The following is an 11,880-nucleotide window of genomic DNA, read 5'->3' as shown; positions in this document are numbered from 1 at the left end:
GCGGTGTTGCGTGTTCTCTTGTGGGAGGGATGAGTCAGTGCACGCCGCCGCCGACGGCGGTGCGACGCGGGGATGCCGTCTCGCGATCGGCCGCGTCGGCCGCGGCCTTCGAGTCGGCAGCGTCGGCCGAGACCGACGTGGATCCGGATGCCGTCGACTCCGCCTCGGCGGATGCCGCCTCGAGGCGCTTCTGCGTGCGACGACGCGCGAGCAGACCGAGCAGCGACGAGCGGTTGCTGCCGAGATCGCCCAGGGCCGCGGTGACGCGGTCGAGGAAGACCGCGATGAGCACGACGCCCAGACCCGCCTCGACGCCCTTGGCGATGTTGATGGTCGAGATGGCTTCGACGACGATCTTTCCGAGGCCGTCCGCACCCGCCATTCCGGCGATGACCGCCATCGACAGCGCGAGCATGATGACCTGGTTGACGCCGGCGAGGATCGTCGGCATGGCGAGCGGAAGCTGGATGCCGCGCAGGATCTGCCCCGGCTTCGCACCGAACGCCTGACCGGCCTCGACGGTCTCGGAGTCGACTCCGCGGATGCCGAGCTCGGTGAGACGCACGCCCGGAGGCAGCGCGAAGATCACGGTCGCGACGAGGCCGGGCACGACGCCGATGCTGAAGAACACGATCGCGGGGATCAGGTACACGAACGCCGGCATGGTCTGCATGAAGTCGAGCACGGGCTTGAGAACCGCGCGCACGGTGGCGTTGCGGGCCGACCAGATGCCGAGCGGCACGGCGATGAGCACGGCGATCACGGCGGCGACGAGCACGAGGGCGAGCGTCTGCATCGCCGGAACCCAGAGGTTCATGGCGACGATCAACCCGAACGAGATGATCGTTCCGATCGCGAGCTGCCAGGAGCGCACGAGCCACGCGATGAACGCGGCGATCAGGATGATGACGATGAAGTGCGGGCTGAGCAGCGCGCGGGTGAGACCGTCGACCAGGAAGCTGACGACGAACGAGATGACGTCGAGCAGACCGTCGAGGTTCGTCTTGATCCAGTCGACGCCTGTGGCGACCCAGCTGCCGAGGGGAATGCGGAAACCATCCATCAGCGCACCTCCTCCGTCGTCGCGGCAGCCGGCTGCGTGTCGGCCGTCCATCCGTCATCGAGTACTGCATCGATCTCGGCCTGCGGCATCGGGAGAAGCGGCAGGGTGAGCTCGCCGGTCGCGCCCGGGCCGGGGCCGAGGGCGGCGAGCAGGGTGATGCGGGGGATCACGCCGACGAGGCGGCCCTCGGCATCCACCACTGCCAGCGGCAGCGGCGACTCGACCGACGGGATGAAGAGGTTCATCAGGACTTCGTCCTTGCTGACGCTCTGCGGCACCGGCTTGATGATCGACTCGAGGGTCGACACGCCCTTGCGCACGAGCTTGACGGCATCGCGGTCGGTGACGATGCCGAGCAGCTTGCGGTCGCGGCCCGTGACATAGGTGGCCGACATGAACGCGTCTCGCATCTGGCGCAGCGCCGTGCGGGGGCCGGCGGTCTCGGCGACGACCGGGCGCGGGCGCTCCATGACGTTCGCGGCGGTGAGCACGCGGGCACGGTCGACGTCCTGCACGAACTGCTCGACGTAGTCGTTGGCGGGGTCGGTGAGGATGTCCTCCGGCGTGCCGATCTGCACGATGCGACCGTCACGCATCACGGCGATGCGGTCGCCGAGGAACATGGCCTCGTTGAGGTCGTGGGTGATGAAGACGATCGTCTTCTGCAGCTTCTCCTGGAGTTCGAGCAGCTGCTCCTGCATCTCGCGACGGATCAGCGGGTCGAGCGCGCTGAACGCCTCGTCCATGAGCAGGATGTCGGAGTCGGCGGCGAGCGCACGGGCGATGCCCACACGCTGCTGCATGCCGCCCGAGAGCTCGGACGGCAGCTTGTCAGCCTGGCCCTCGAGCCCCACCAGGGCGAGGATCTCCTCGGCCTTCTTCAGGCGTTCGTCCTTGCCGACGCCCTTGAGTTCGAGCGGGTAGGCGACGTTCGCGGCGACCGTGCGGTGGGGCAGCAGAGCGAAGTGCTGGAACACCATCGAGATGCGGTCGCGGCGGATCTCCCGCAGACGCGACGACGGGATGCCCGTGATGGGGTCGCCGTTCACGACGACGGATCCGTCGCTCGCCTCGTGCAGCCCGTTGAGCATGCGGATGATGGTGGACTTGCCGGAGCCGGAGAGCCCCATGATCACGAAGATCTCACCCCGGTTGACGGTGAAACTGGCGTCGATGACGGCGGCGGTTCCTGCGTCGCTGACTGCGGACCTGCTCTCACCGGCCTTCAGACGACGGACGGCACTGCTCGGATTCTTCCCGAACACTTTGAACAGATTGCGCGCTTCAAGAGCGATTTCGGACACGTTTCCCCTGCGGCTCGCCTCTGCGGCTGAGCCTGCTTCGGTTACGCCCGGGTGATGTTCTCAGGGCCGTTTCGAGTGCATGCTGTGGCGGCGCAGGCGGCGGATTTCGGATCCGCCGCTATAGAGCATCGACCGTACGTCCACGCCTCTTCGCAGCACAGCACATTCGAAAGAAGGACGTGGTCGCGGACTGGTCTTCGGGCCGTCAGGCCCACCAACCAACGTAACGAAATGGCCGGTCAGGGGCAAATCCGCAATCTCGAGTGTCGTTCAGTTCCGTCGGCTGACCGGGGGATTGTGCGGGTTTCGGACACCGTCGCGGCGCGGTGCGACACGGGCGTTTCGGAGGCGGGATCAGCGGCGGATGCTGCGCGTCACGGTGAACTTCGGGGTGCGCTCGAGCTGCTCGGTGACACCCACGAGACGGGTCAGTTCGGCACGGTATCCGAGCGACGAGTTGAAGACCGTGAAGAGCTCGCCGCCGGGGCGGAGGATGCGGGCGGCGGCCTCGAACAGACGCGTCGCCGCCCCGGTGTGCACGCTGCTGCCGAGGTGGAAGGGCGGGTTGAGCAGCACGACGTCGGCGCTGGCGTCGGCGAGTTCGGATCCGGCGTCGTCGTGCATCACCGTGACCCGATCGGCGACACCGTTCGCTGCCATGGTCGCGCGAGCCGAGGCCACGGCTGCGGCCGACCGGTCGGTGGCGATGACGCGCGCATCGGGGTGCGCGAGGGCGTAGGACGCGGCGAGCGCACCCGCTCCGCAGCCGAGATCGACGACAGTCGGAGTCGGCGTCGACGGCCCGCCGTCGACGCCGAGCACCTCGAGCAGCACCCTCGTGCCGATGTCGAGCTTGGCACCCGCGAACGCGCCGCCGTGGGCGGCTAGGGTCAGTCCGTCGTGCTGTGCCACGACAGGAAACGGCGGTTCGGGGGGCACTGTCCGCGGTTCGCTCGCGACGACCAATCGTGACTTCCGTTCGGCCCGCTGCGCCTGGACCTGCGCGAAACCGCGTCCGAGCACCTCGTTCTGCGCGATGGTCATGTGCTTCACGCGGCCACCGGCGACGAGCACGACGTCGGGCGCGGCCCAGCGCGCCACGGCATCCGTGATCTCCTCGAGCTCGGCGAGCGCCTTGGGCAGCTGCAGCAGCACGAGTCGCGCCCCATCCAGCAGTGTCGCATCGAGCTCGTGCGACGAGAATCCTGCAAGCTCGAGCTCTTCGGCATTGCGAGCGAGGGCCCGCCGTCCCGTCGCGAGATCCTGGTGCACCCGCACGCCGTCGAGGCCGGCAGAGATCAGCGCCAGCGTGATCGCGCCGTACTCGTCGCCGATCACCGCGACCTCGTGTCCGTCGATCCCGAGCGACAGAGCGCGCTCGACGAGCAGCAGGTCTGTCGCGTCGTGAGCCTGCAGATTGTCGGCCTCGACGTCGGGCCAGCGGCGCAGGCGGCTGTAGGGGAAGTCCACGTCTCAAGACTACGAGCGGTGCCTCTTGACGGAGGCTGAACGAGTGTTTAGTCTGCTGTACATGCGTTCAGCTCCTGACGATCTCACCGCACGTGCCCGCATCCGCGACGCCGCGATCGGCGCCTTCGCCCGCGACGGATTCGATGCGACCAGCATGCGGACGATCGCCGCGCAGGCCGGTGTCAGCGCCGCGCTGATCGTGCACCATTTCGGCGACAAGAATGCACTCCGCACCGAGTGCGACGAGCACGTGGTCAGCGTCTTCATCGACGAGGAGCACGACCTCATCGAGGCGCCGACCGGCGACCGCATCCGTGCCGCCCTTCAGGATCTCGACCGCTACGGCACGTACGTCGACTACCTCTCGCGCATGCTCGTCGACGGCTCGCCCGCGGCAGACCGGCTGTTCGACAGCTTCCTGGGCAGCACCCGCAGCATGCTCGCCGAACAGAGCGAGGCGGGGATGCTCGAGCCCCTGAGCGACCCCGAGATGACGACGCTGCTCGTGACGCTGATCGGCCTCGGACCCGTCGTGATGCGCAGTCAGATCGCGCGCGCCCTGGGCACCGACCAGCTGAGCCCCGCAGGGCTGCTCCGCCTGACGCTGCCCACGCTCGAGCTGCTCACGCACGGCATCTACTCGACGACTGCGCTGCTCGACAGCGCCCGCGACGCACTCACGCCACAGGGAAACGCCTCGGAAGGAGACGAATCATGACCGACACGATCGAGATCGACCGTCTGCACAAGCGCTACGGCAGCCGCATCGCGCTGCACGAGCTCGACCTGCACGTGCGACCCGGAACCGTCTTCGGACTCATCGGCCCGAACGGCGCCGGAAAGACGACCACGTTGCGCACGCTGGTCGACATCATCCGACCGTCGTCGGGCAGCGTACGGATCCTCGGCGAAGACCCCCGCCACGGCGGCGCGGCACTGCGTCGACGCATCGGGTACGTGCCCGGCGAGCTTCACCTCGAGGGGCGATCGAGCGGCCACCGGATGCTGTCGTTCTATGCCCAGGTCTCGGGCAGCCGCGACGCGGCCACCACCCTGCGCACCGGTCGCGATCTCGCCGATCGCCTCGGCGTCGATCTCTCGCGTCCCGTCCGCACACTGTCGAAGGGCAACAAGCAGAAGGTCGGACTCATCCAGGCGTTCATGCATCGACCCGAGCTGCTGATCCTCGACGAACCCACGAGCGGCCTCGACCCCCTGGTGCAGCGCGAGTTCCTGCAGATGGTGCGCGAGGCGAAGGATGCGGGGCAGACCGTGCTGCTCAGCTCGCATGTGCTCAGCGAGATCCAGCAGACGGCCGACGAGGTCGCGGTGCTCGCGAATGGCCGGGTGGTCGCCGACGGCGATGTCGCCTCGCTGCGGCTGGGCTCGATCCGACGGGTGCGTGCCGAACTCGCGACAGCGGATGCCGCGGCAGCCCGCGCCGAGTTCGACCGGCTTCCCGGGCTCACGGCTCTCGACGTGCAGGATGCCGACGGCATCCTGCACCTGGCAGGCACGATCGACGGCGCCATCGATCCGTTCATCAAAGCCCTCGCGCCCTTCGAGGTACGGGATCTGACGGTCGAGGAGCCCGACCTCGAGGAGTCCGTGCTGCGGCTGTACGGCGACTCGGCGGCATCCGGCGCGGCACCCGCGACACCCCGCGCCACTGCCGGGGCGGACGCCACCGCGGCACCGACCCGGCGATCGCGACGCGATCGGCACGACGGGTCACACGGCTCCGATGGGGAGGTGCAGCGATGAACGGCATCCTGCCGGTGTTCCGGCGCACCCTGCGCGACTCGTGGCGGAGCCTTCTCGGCTGGACGGTCGGACTCGCCGCCGTGCTGTTCCTCTATCTGCCGCTGTATCCGAGCATCGGCGGCAACGGGCAGATGCAGGACATCATCGACGCCCTCCCGAAGCAGCTCGTCGAGACCATCGGGTACGACCAGATCTCGAGCGGCGCTGGCTACACCCAGAGCACGTTCTACGGCCTGATGGGCTTTCTGCTGCTCACGATCGCCGCCGTGATCTGGGGTTCTGCGGCGATAAGCGGGGCAGAGGAGAGCGGACGCGCCGAGCTCGACCTCGCACACGGCATCGGACGCGGTCAGTACGCACTCGAGTCGGCGCTCGCGGTGCTCGTCCGGCTGGTCTGGCTCGGCGCGTTCTCGGGCGTCGTCGTCTGGGCGTTGAACGACTCCGCCGAGCTCGGGCTCGAGGGCTGGCGGATCGTCGGGGCCAGCGCCGCGCTCACCGGACTCGCCTTCCTCACGGCATCCGCCGCGCTGCTCGCGGGAGCCGCGACCGGGCGCAAGGCCTGGGCGACCGGGGCGGGCGCGGGTATCGCGGTGGTCGGATACATCCTGCAGGCGCTCGCCAAGCAGTCGAAGGATCTCGACTGGCTGAACGCCCTCTCGCCCTACGCCTGGGTCTACCGGCAGTCACCGCTCGCCGAGGGCGTCGACCCCGGCGGCCTCGCGCTGACCTGGGGAGTGGCGCTGGTGTTCGTCGCGGTGTCGGCCCTCGCGCTGCGCGCCCGCGACCTGCGCGGCTGACGTCTCGGACGGGAGGGCGGATGCTGCGGCATCCGCCCTTCTTCGCGTACCTGTTGACACGATCGAGGTTCAGTGGTTACCTAGTCGAGTAAGTAACCCACTAACCACCGCGGAGGACTCGTGATCGAAGAAGGCAAGCCGCTCTTCCTCCAGATCGCCGAGCAGATCGAGGACTCGATCCTCGACGGCTCACTTCCGGAGGAGTCACAGGCGCCCTCGACCAACGAGCTCGCCGGCTTCTACCGGATCAACCCCGCGACGGCTGCGAAGGGAGTCGCCATGCTCACCGACAAGGGAGTGCTGTACAAGCGCCGCGGCATCGGCATGTTCGTCGCCGCCGGGGCGAAGGATCTGCTCCTCGGCGAGCGCCGCGCCGCATTCGCCGACCGCTACATCGACCCGCTCCTCGCCGAGGCCCGCACGCTGGGGCTCGGCGCCGAAGACCTCGCCGCACTGCTTCGCGAGCGCGCGTCCCACACCGAACAGACACCGCAGACAGAAGGGAAGACCCCCGCATGACCGCCGTCATCGAGGTCCAGAACCTCACGAAGCACTACAAGGAGAAGAACGCGCTCGACGACGTGTCGCTCACCCTCGAAGGGGGCGCGATCTACGGACTCCTCGGCCGCAACGGCGCGGGCAAGACGACACTCATGTCGATCCTCACCGCGCAGAACTTCGAGTCGTCCGGAACCGTGCGCGTCTTCGGCGAGCACCCCTACGAGAACGCCCGGGTCCTGAATCGGATCTGCTTCGTCCGCGAGAGCCAGAAGTATCCGGATGACGCCTACCCGCGTCACGCGTTCAAGGCCGCGAGCCTCTTCTTCGACAACTGGGATCAGGCCCTGGCAGACGAGCTCGTCGACGAGTTCCAGCTGCCGATGAAGCAGACCATCAAGAAGCTCTCCCGCGGTCAGCTCTCGGCCGTGGGCGTGATCATCGGTCTCGCCTCCCGCGCCGAGCTCACCTTCTTCGACGAGCCCTACCTGGGTCTCGACGCGGTGGCCAGGCAGATCTTCTACGACCGGCTGCTCGAGGACTACGCCGAACACCCCCGCACGATCGTGCTCTCGTCGCACCTGATCGACGAGGTCTCGAATCTCATCGAGAAGGTCATCGTGATCGACAACGGGCAGATCCTGCTCAACGAAGACACGGATGCCGTGCGCGACCGCGCCGTCACCGTGGTCGGCGACGCCGCCAAGGTCGACGCCTGGGCCGCCGACCGCGAGGTGCTGCATCGCGAGGCGCTCGGCCGCGTGGCATCCGTCACGGTGCTCGGCGCGCTGTCGCCCGCCGAGCGCGCCGAGGTCACGGCATCCGGTCTCGATCTCGCGCCCGTCTCTCTGCAGCAGCTGATCGTCCGACTCACTCAGAAGGCCGAGGCGGATTCCGCCACGAGAGGTTCCGATGTGAAGGAGGAGGTGCGCTGATGCGACGCACACTCAACGTCATCCGCCTGCAGCTGATCAACCGCCAGACGTTCATCTGGGTGCCGCTGATCATCCTCGGCTCGGCTGTCGTGCTCTCGGTGCTCATCTACGCGATGATCCCCGTCGACACCCCGAAGTACGGTGGTGGCGGCCAGGCTCCACTCTGGTACTTCTTCGCCATCGGCATCTCGGCGATGACGCTCACGTTCCCGTTCTCCCAGGCGATGAGCATCACCCGACGGGACTTCTTCTTCGGCACGCTTCTCACGGCGATCCTCGGCAGTGCGTTCATGGGCGTGCTGTTCCTGATCGGCGGCGCGATCGAGATGCTGACCAACGGCTACGGAGTCAACGGGTACGTGTTCTACCTCCCGTGGTTGTGGGAGGCGGGTCCGCTCGGGGCGTTCATCGTCTACTTCACCCTCGCGCTCTTCCTGTTCGTCGTCGGCTTCACCGGCGCGACGATCTACAAGAGCTGGGGGCCGACGGTCCTCACCATCGTCGGAGTAGGCCTCGCGCTGATCCTCGTCGGTCTCGCATTCCTCGCGACCAGACTCGACCTGTGGGCCCAGGTGTGGACCGGCATCCTCGATGCGGGTGCGCTCGGGCTCGCACTCTGGGGACTCGTCGCCACGGCGGTGCTCGTCGGGGTGTCTTTCCTCGCCTTCCGCCGGGCGATTCCCTGATCCTCCGGATCCGCTGAGCCGCTCGACCCTCGCCGGTCGCCCCTCCCGGGGCGGCCGGCGTCGTCGCGCCCACACCCGCTACCCGCCGCGAGCGCAGGACGCAACCCGGTGCGGGCACCGAGGCGCACCGGATAGCGTCACCTGCGGGGAGGATGACGAAGGGATGCCGTGAGCAACATCACCACGCGACTCCGAGCGCGCCGCTCGGGGGCCGCGCTCGAGATCCGCGAAGCCGTGCATCCGGCCCGCCTCCTGCTCGTGGCGAAGACCACGCTCGCCGTGGGTCTCGCCTGGACGATCGCCCCGCACATGCCGGGCATCACCGACGAGTACCCCTACTACGCCCCGCTCGGCGCGCTCGTGAGCATGTATCCGACTCTCATGGGGTCGCTGCGGTCAGGCCTGCAGACACTGCTGGGCCTCGCCACCGGCATCGGGCTCGCTCTCCTGGTGGTGATGACGGTCGGCCCGACGTGGTGGACGATCCCCGCCGTGGTGGGTGTGGGCATGCTCATCTCCGGCACCGGCTGGTTCGGCGCCGCCCGCGAGTACGTCCCCGTCGCCGCGCTCTTCGTGCTGATCATCGGCGGCCAGAACGCCGACGACTACTCGCTCGGATACCTGGTGCAGATGGCCGTCGGCGTCGCCATCGGGCTCATCGTGAATGTGGTGATCGCACCGGCTCCGCTGACCCTCGCCGCCGCCGCACGGGTCGATGCGTTCCGCGAGCAGTTGAGCACCCATCTGCATGACATCGGCTCAGCCGTGTCGGAGTCCTGGCCGCCCGAGCACGAGAAATGGGCGAACGATGCGGCGTCCCTCGCCGATACGACCTCCGCGCTGCGACAGGCACTGGCCGATGCCGACGACAGCCGTCGCGGCAATGTCAGGGCGCGCGGCCGACGGGGCGAGACGCAGCACATCCACGCGGACCTGACGCGCCTCGATCGAGTCGCCCACCTCATCCGCGACATCTCCGACGAGATCGCGGACACCATCTGGGATCGACCGGGCGCGCTCGTGCTCGACCCCGCGCTGCCCGAGCCACTGTCGGCCGCCTGCCATGCGGTCGCCGAGGTCGTCGGCCAAGACGAGCCGCTGAGCGCCGCAGATCACCGCGCCAGGGCCGAGGCGGCGCGGGCGATCCGCCTGCTGCTCGAGACGGTCGACGACCGCACGATCGACGTGCACCGCTCGATGGGTCCAGGCGTGCTCGCGGCCATGCACCTGCGCCGCATCCTGATCCTCAGCGGCCACCGCGAACCGGAAGCGCCGGAGTAGCCGTCGTCGCCGTCCGCCGCGTCAGATGGTGTCGTCGGCGGCGAGGACGTCGATCTGCCACGGTCGTCCGGCCGGGTCATCCTTGTCGTGGGCATCGACCGCCTCGGTGATGACCTCCTGCACGCGGTCCATCACGGCTTCGAACTCGGCCTCGGTGAGGCGCACGATGCGCTGCGAGAACGCGGCATGCATCTCGGTCGCCCGACCAGAGAGGTACTCGGGCGTCCAGGCGATCACGCGGCTCAGCATGTCCTGATGGTCGTCGGCGACCGAGCGGACCATGGCGGTGCCCAGGGCCTCGTCCGGCACGGGATGCTCGGGGTCTCCGACATTGAAGGATCCCCTGCGCGACTTCCAGACGCGGTCTCGACGGTCGCGTGCATGCTCGGGAGCCTCCTCGATGAGGCCCGCGTCAGCCAGGACCCGCAGGTGGAAGCTCGCGCTGTTGGCCGGCACGTCGAGGTCGGCAGCGACGTCGGCCGCACGCAGGTGCTCGCGACGCGAGAACAGACGGATCATCCGACGACGCAGCGGGTGGGCGTACGCCTTGAGCATCGCCGACGTCATCCAGACCTGATCGTCGTCCTTCTTCGCCTCCGCCATACCGAGAGTGTATCCGCACCGGAAGTTGCGCAATAAGTATTGCGCAACTGTTCTTGCGCAATTACCGTGGATACCATGGCGACCGTGACCGAGCCCCACCGTCTGTGGCGCAACACCCGATACCTGACCTGGCTCGTGAGCGACACGAGCAAGGGGCTCGCGGCTGCGCTGTTCGCGTTCGCGATCCCCCTGCTCGCGCTGATCGTCACGAACGACCCCGCGCAGGCCGGCATCATCGGCGGCGCGGGCATGGTCGCCCGCCTGCTGCTCACGCTCGCCGGCGGCATCCTCGCCGATCGCCATCGGCGCATCCTCCTGATGCTGATCGGCTCGCTCATCGGCATCCTGCTCGCGGGCGCATTCACCCTGTTGGCGCTCGGCGGCGCACTCACCTTCGCCACGCTCCTCATCGCCGACGTGCTGCTGGCCGCGCGCAGCGGACTCTTCGACGTCGCCGGCGAGAGTGCGATCAAGGAGATCGTCCCCGACGAGGCGATGGGCAGGGCGCAAGCCGCGAACCAGGGCCGCGATGCCGCCATCCAGCTCGCCGGCGGCCCCCTCGGAGGCCTGCTGCTCGGTGTCGGCGGATGGCTGGTCGGCGCGGTCATGACGCTCTGCCATGCGGTCGCGGCGGTGACGGCGTGGATGCTGCAGCGCGAGATGCGCCGCACCGGGATCGTCGACACAGGAGCGGATGCTGTCGCTGCGGGTGCCCGCCCGGAGAACGGAGAGATCGGCGACGAGCGTGTCACCGCGGGGCTCGCCGTGGATCCGGCAGACGGCCTGGGTCTTCCCGTCGACACGGCCCAGGATGCCGGCGCACGAGGCAAGACCAGCGCCTGGGCCGAGCTGCGCGAAGGGTTCACCTGGCTTCTGTCCCGCCCCGACCTGGGCGGCGTGCTGCTCATCATCACGGTCATCAACCTGGGCTTCAACGCCGCGATCACGACCACGATCTACGCGCTGCAGCAGGACGGCTACTCCGAACTCCTCATCGGTTCACTCAGCGCCGCAGTCGGTGGCGTGATGCTCGTGGGAGCGGTCGTCGCCCCGACGCTCGTGCCCCGCATCCGCGCCGGCGTGATCGCGATCAGCGGACTCTCGGTCGTGGCCATCGGCACGATCGTGCTCTCGATGGTCACCGAACCGTGGGCGATCGTGGTCGTGCTCGGTGCGTCGGTGCTCCTGCTTCCGGCACTCAACGCGGGGATGATGGGCTACTTCATGGTCGCGACGCCGACCGAGCTGCTCGGTCGGGCGAACAGCGCGGCCGGCGTCCTGGGCATGGGTGCCCTGCCGCTCGCACCGCTGATCGCCGGCTTCGGCCTCACCTGGATCGGCCGCGAGTGGACCATCCTCGTCTGCGCGGCGCTCTGCGTCGTCGCGGTCGCGCTCGCGCTCGGCAACCGCGCATTGCGCGCCCTGCCGGTCGAGTCGCGCTGGGCCGAGCACGCGCGGCAGTACGAGAACGCCTGAGTC

The 11,880-nt window shown here is 68.6% G+C and carries 12 protein-coding genes; 8 read left to right on the top strand and 4 right to left on the bottom strand.

Annotated elements, in window-relative coordinates; genetic code table 11:
- Window positions 1-34: 34 nt before the first annotated feature.
- The 3 genes from JOF42_RS03550 to JOF42_RS03540 all read right to left on the bottom strand — a co-directional run bounded on the left by JOF42_RS03550 (window position 35) and on the right by JOF42_RS03540 (window position 3,837).
- Window positions 35-1,063, bottom strand: coding sequence for an ABC transporter permease (locus JOF42_RS03550; protein WP_210096591.1), 1,029 nt, complete (start codon window positions 1,061-1,063; stop codon window positions 35-37).
- A complete protein-coding gene (locus JOF42_RS03545; RefSeq protein ID WP_210096590.1) occupies window positions 1,063-2,367 on the bottom strand; it encodes a quaternary amine ABC transporter ATP-binding protein in 1,305 nt (434 codons plus the stop codon). The genes JOF42_RS03550 and JOF42_RS03545 overlap by 1 nt, the downstream gene beginning before the upstream one ends.
- A 354-nt stretch (window positions 2,368-2,721) precedes the next feature.
- Window positions 2,722-3,837 (bottom strand): class I SAM-dependent methyltransferase, encoded by a 1,116-nt coding sequence (locus JOF42_RS03540; protein WP_210096589.1) that lies wholly within the window; start codon window positions 3,835-3,837, stop codon window positions 2,722-2,724.
- Between the two features lie 61 nt (window positions 3,838-3,898).
- Here JOF42_RS03540 and JOF42_RS03535 point away from each other — a divergent pair, with 61 nt between their 5' ends.
- The 7 genes from JOF42_RS03535 (at window position 3,899) to JOF42_RS03505 (ending at window position 9,798) form a co-directional block, all read left to right on the top strand.
- The gene (locus JOF42_RS03535) at window positions 3,899-4,555 is read left to right on the top strand and encodes a TetR/AcrR family transcriptional regulator (protein ID WP_210096588.1); all 657 of its coding nucleotides are present in this window, start codon (window positions 3,899-3,901) and stop codon (window positions 4,553-4,555) included.
- A complete protein-coding gene (locus JOF42_RS03530; protein ID WP_210096587.1) occupies window positions 4,552-5,601 on the top strand; it encodes an ABC transporter ATP-binding protein in 1,050 nt (349 codons plus the stop codon). Before JOF42_RS03535 ends, JOF42_RS03530 begins: the two co-directional genes overlap by 4 nt.
- Window positions 5,598-6,398, top strand: a complete 801-nt coding sequence (locus JOF42_RS03525) for an ABC transporter permease subunit (protein WP_210096586.1) — start codon at window positions 5,598-5,600, stop codon at window positions 6,396-6,398. The genes JOF42_RS03530 and JOF42_RS03525 overlap by 4 nt, the downstream gene beginning before the upstream one ends.
- A gap of 120 nt (window positions 6,399-6,518) precedes the next feature.
- Window positions 6,519-6,917 carry a GntR family transcriptional regulator gene (locus JOF42_RS03520; protein ID WP_210096585.1) on the top strand — a complete coding sequence of 133 codons (399 nt, stop codon included), beginning with the start codon at window positions 6,519-6,521 and terminating at the stop codon, window positions 6,915-6,917.
- Entirely contained in the window at window positions 6,914-7,831 is a 918-nt protein-coding gene (locus JOF42_RS03515) for an ABC transporter ATP-binding protein (protein WP_210096584.1), read from the top strand. The genes JOF42_RS03520 and JOF42_RS03515 overlap by 4 nt, the downstream gene beginning before the upstream one ends.
- Entirely contained in the window at window positions 7,831-8,517 is a 687-nt protein-coding gene (locus JOF42_RS03510; protein WP_210096583.1) for a hypothetical protein, read from the top strand. The genes JOF42_RS03515 and JOF42_RS03510 overlap by 1 nt, the downstream gene beginning before the upstream one ends.
- A gap of 168 nt (window positions 8,518-8,685) precedes the next feature.
- The gene (locus tag JOF42_RS03505; RefSeq protein WP_210096582.1) at window positions 8,686-9,798 is read left to right on the top strand and encodes an FUSC family protein; all 1,113 of its coding nucleotides are present in this window, start codon (window positions 8,686-8,688) and stop codon (window positions 9,796-9,798) included.
- Between the two features lie 21 nt (window positions 9,799-9,819).
- On the opposite strand, the gene JOF42_RS03500 is transcribed toward JOF42_RS03505, so the two are convergent.
- On the bottom strand, window positions 9,820-10,401 hold the full coding sequence (locus JOF42_RS03500) for a winged helix-turn-helix domain-containing protein (RefSeq protein WP_210096581.1): 582 nt from the start codon (window positions 10,399-10,401) through the stop codon (window positions 9,820-9,822).
- Between the two features lie 75 nt (window positions 10,402-10,476).
- Between JOF42_RS03500 and JOF42_RS03495 the strand changes: the two genes are divergently transcribed.
- Complete coding sequence (locus tag JOF42_RS03495; protein WP_210096580.1) at window positions 10,477-11,877, top strand: MFS transporter; 1,401 nt, start codon at window positions 10,477-10,479, stop codon at window positions 11,875-11,877.
- Window positions 11,878-11,880 lie beyond the last annotated feature (3 nt).

This window comes from Microbacterium phyllosphaerae (assembly GCF_017876435.1).
Classification (GTDB): domain Bacteria; phylum Actinomycetota; class Actinomycetes; order Actinomycetales; family Microbacteriaceae; genus Microbacterium; species Microbacterium phyllosphaerae.
Note: the sequence above shows the minus strand (reverse complement) of the source record. Positions and strands in the feature narration are given on the sequence as shown.

Excerpts from the sequence above, each read along its gene's own strand:
- JOF42_RS03550 (WP_210096591.1), bottom strand. The coding sequence starts at position 1,063 with ATGGATGGTTTCCGCATTCCCCTCGGCAGCTGGGTCGCCACAGGCGTC.
- JOF42_RS03535 (WP_210096588.1), top strand. The coding sequence starts at position 3,899 with ATGCGTTCAGCTCCTGACGATCTCACCGCACGTGCCCGCATCCGCGAC.
- JOF42_RS03530 (WP_210096587.1), top strand. The coding sequence starts at position 4,552 with ATGACCGACACGATCGAGATCGACCGTCTGCACAAGCGCTACGGCAGC.
- JOF42_RS03525 (WP_210096586.1), top strand. The coding sequence starts at position 5,598 with ATGAACGGCATCCTGCCGGTGTTCCGGCGCACCCTGCGCGACTCGTGG.
- JOF42_RS03515 (WP_210096584.1), top strand. The coding sequence starts at position 6,914 with ATGACCGCCGTCATCGAGGTCCAGAACCTCACGAAGCACTACAAGGAG.
- JOF42_RS03510 (WP_210096583.1), top strand. The coding sequence starts at position 7,831 with ATGCGACGCACACTCAACGTCATCCGCCTGCAGCTGATCAACCGCCAG.
- JOF42_RS03500 (WP_210096581.1), bottom strand. The coding sequence starts at position 10,401 with ATGGCGGAGGCGAAGAAGGACGACGATCAGGTCTGGATGACGTCGGCG.
- JOF42_RS03495 (WP_210096580.1), top strand. The coding sequence starts at position 10,477 with ATGGCGACCGTGACCGAGCCCCACCGTCTGTGGCGCAACACCCGATAC.